At 34.8% G+C, this 2384-nt stretch carries 2 protein-coding genes and 2 pseudogenes; all 4 read left to right on the top strand.

The window, feature by feature from the left end; translation table 11 throughout:
- Nucleotides 1-476: pseudogene (locus tag LEP1GSC194_RS17450) on the top strand (hypothetical protein); the annotation flags it as partial.
- A 2-nt stretch (nt 477-478) separates the two neighbouring features.
- On the top strand, nt 479-853 hold the full coding sequence (locus LEP1GSC194_RS17445; protein ID WP_020774822.1) for a TIGR04452 family lipoprotein: 375 nt from the start codon (nt 479-481) through the stop codon (nt 851-853).
- A gap of 69 nt (nt 854-922) precedes the next feature.
- On the top strand, nt 923-2068 hold the full coding sequence (locus tag LEP1GSC194_RS17440) for a hypothetical protein (protein ID WP_020774824.1): 1146 nt from the start codon (nt 923-925) through the stop codon (nt 2066-2068).
- A 245-nt stretch (nt 2069-2313) separates the two neighbouring features.
- A pseudogene (locus LEP1GSC194_RS23740) lies at nt 2314-2384 on the top strand (DUF932 domain-containing protein); the annotation flags it as partial.

Raw genomic sequence — 2384 nt, 5'->3', positions numbered from 1 at the left:
TTTTGGAGAATGCTTCTGAAAAAACTATCACAGACGGAAATTCTTATATTGAAAAATACCAGGAATTCCTCAAATCCATTGATAGAAAAGAATTTGCAAAAGATTATTTTTCGAACTGGGGGAAAAACTTTTTCTACACTCTCCAACCGGATGGAGATGAATTTAAGAAAAAACTAAACTTTCTCGCTATTGGCTTATTCTCTGCATCGATGATTCTTACATTCGTTCCAATACCGATTCTTGGAGGCTTCATCGGTTTATCTGTAATGCATATCTGGTTACAAAAAAGAATTGTTAAGGATTACTCCCCTCTATTTTCCTCCATCTCTGTTTCGACAAATTCTATCTCAGGATTTATGGCTTTCAAAAAAGCAATTCAAGTGATTGAAGGTTCCATTTTGGAATCCGAAGGTGAACTTCGTAAGTTTCGTCAGAACAACTTTCCAGAAATTGAAAAATATGAGCTACCGAGGTAATCATGTCTTATCTTTTAAAACATACTCTCAACATAGCTGTTGTCTTTTTTATAATGTTCAACTGTAATCTTATGAACGAAGCAGGATTAGCGAATGATCGAGTCAAAGGAAGTGAAGTAAAACAAAAGATTGATGACGCTTCTCAGTCTTTGATTACCATTCTTGCGGCTTACGACAAAAACATCCTAACAGCCAGCAACTTCTTACTCAACATGAACGCTTCCAAAGTTGCAGGGATTGATTCTAACGCCTATTACGACAAACAGTCTGTTGATAATTGTCTCGAAGCAATCAAGACCTGGGGATACCTCATTCGATCCCCCGGCTTTATGGCTCTCATCGAATGCCAACTCAAACCGGAAAAACCACTCTATTAGTTTTTCCAATTCCTTTTTCTTCCAATGAATTTATAAACCAATTTAAATTAGAATCGAAGGAGTCATACTTTGCAAAAATTGAATTTGATTTATTCACTTATAGGATTGTGTTTTTGTTTCTTGAATTGCCTCTACTCGGTTAAACCGAATTATAAGATTGAGAAGTTTGAAGCTACTACAAAACCAAAAGCAGAAGTCAGATATATCACAGTATCGCAACGTTCAGGCGCTACCAAGTGGAGCGTGAAAACGGATTTAAGTAACGTTATTGATTTCACAGAATATTCAGAATCCGATAAAGACAAAATTCAAATTTCTATCAGAGGAGGTGCTGGAGAAAATGAGGATACTTTCGGAAAAATTGGATTTATCAACTTTTGCATTTTGATTCCCTGCTGGAAATCAAATCGTTATAGTATCTCAGTCGACTACTCCATTGATGGAGAAACAAAAAAAGAAGATAATTTTACTGAAGAACAGACACTTTGGATTTGGTCTCCTTTAGTTTTTTATAACATTTTTACACGTAGTTCGGAAAAAGGAGATATTGAAGAACGCAATTTTTCAAGATTTCTAAAAGCTATCTCACCAAATATAGCTAAATCAATTTTATCTATGAAGCCTATAATAGAGGAGCGAATAGCTGAGCGCCAATTAAAAAAGCAAAAGGAAGTTTCTGAATGGGAAAAGGTGAACAAAAATTCTGTTCGTGATTTAGTTCATTATTTACAAAATGCCAATGAGGGAGAATTAAAAGATCAAGCTAAAAAATTCCGCAACAATCTTTTCGACAAAAAAGTTCAAACATATCTAGTCAACCATTACCCATTTGTTAAACCCTATTTAAAGAATATGGTTTTATATCCGGACGGATCGAGTGCTGGATCTTATCAGTTTTTCGAAATTTTCACAAGACTTGTTTTAGAGAAAGATTCTGAAACCGGCTTCAAACAAGATGTAAAGTTATTCCAGAAAGAAGGAAAAATTATTTGGGAAATTGAATACCAAGGAGAAACACATCTACTTTATTTTGTGCCGTATAAGAATAACATCACGCTTGAGAAGATTTCGAGAGATGGAATAACATTGGTTCTGCATTATAGAGTAAACGGACCTGACGACGGCATTTTTCGGGCAGCGTTATTATATGACAGATTTTCTTCTTATCCCCTCTGGAAGGATTTAGATATAGACTTCTTAGATTCTTTCAAGTAACTAAAAGCTAAGAACTTTAGAGCGTGTTTCTTTTGATGCACGCTTCTTTTTAAAACTCATTCAATCAGTCTTGATCGTGAACCAAATATTCATTCCTTGGAATTCTGATAATAACAACTTCTATTTTCCTGCTCTCTAACGAGATAATTTGAGCCTACAAATCGGATCATTCCTACTCATTTACAAAATTCACTTTCTTTTAATTTGGTAAAGAACGATGAACTTCCTCGTTAGTAGGAGTTCAAATGGGAATCAGTGAAGAGGAATTAAAAAGAAGAATTCCTTCTGTTTATTCGGATGCCTCTTTTGGGCAAGT

Source organism: Leptospira alstonii serovar Sichuan str. 79601 (assembly GCF_000347175.1).
GTDB lineage: Bacteria > Spirochaetota > Leptospiria > Leptospirales > Leptospiraceae > Leptospira > Leptospira alstonii.
This window is presented reverse-complemented; position numbering and strand designations above follow the sequence as displayed.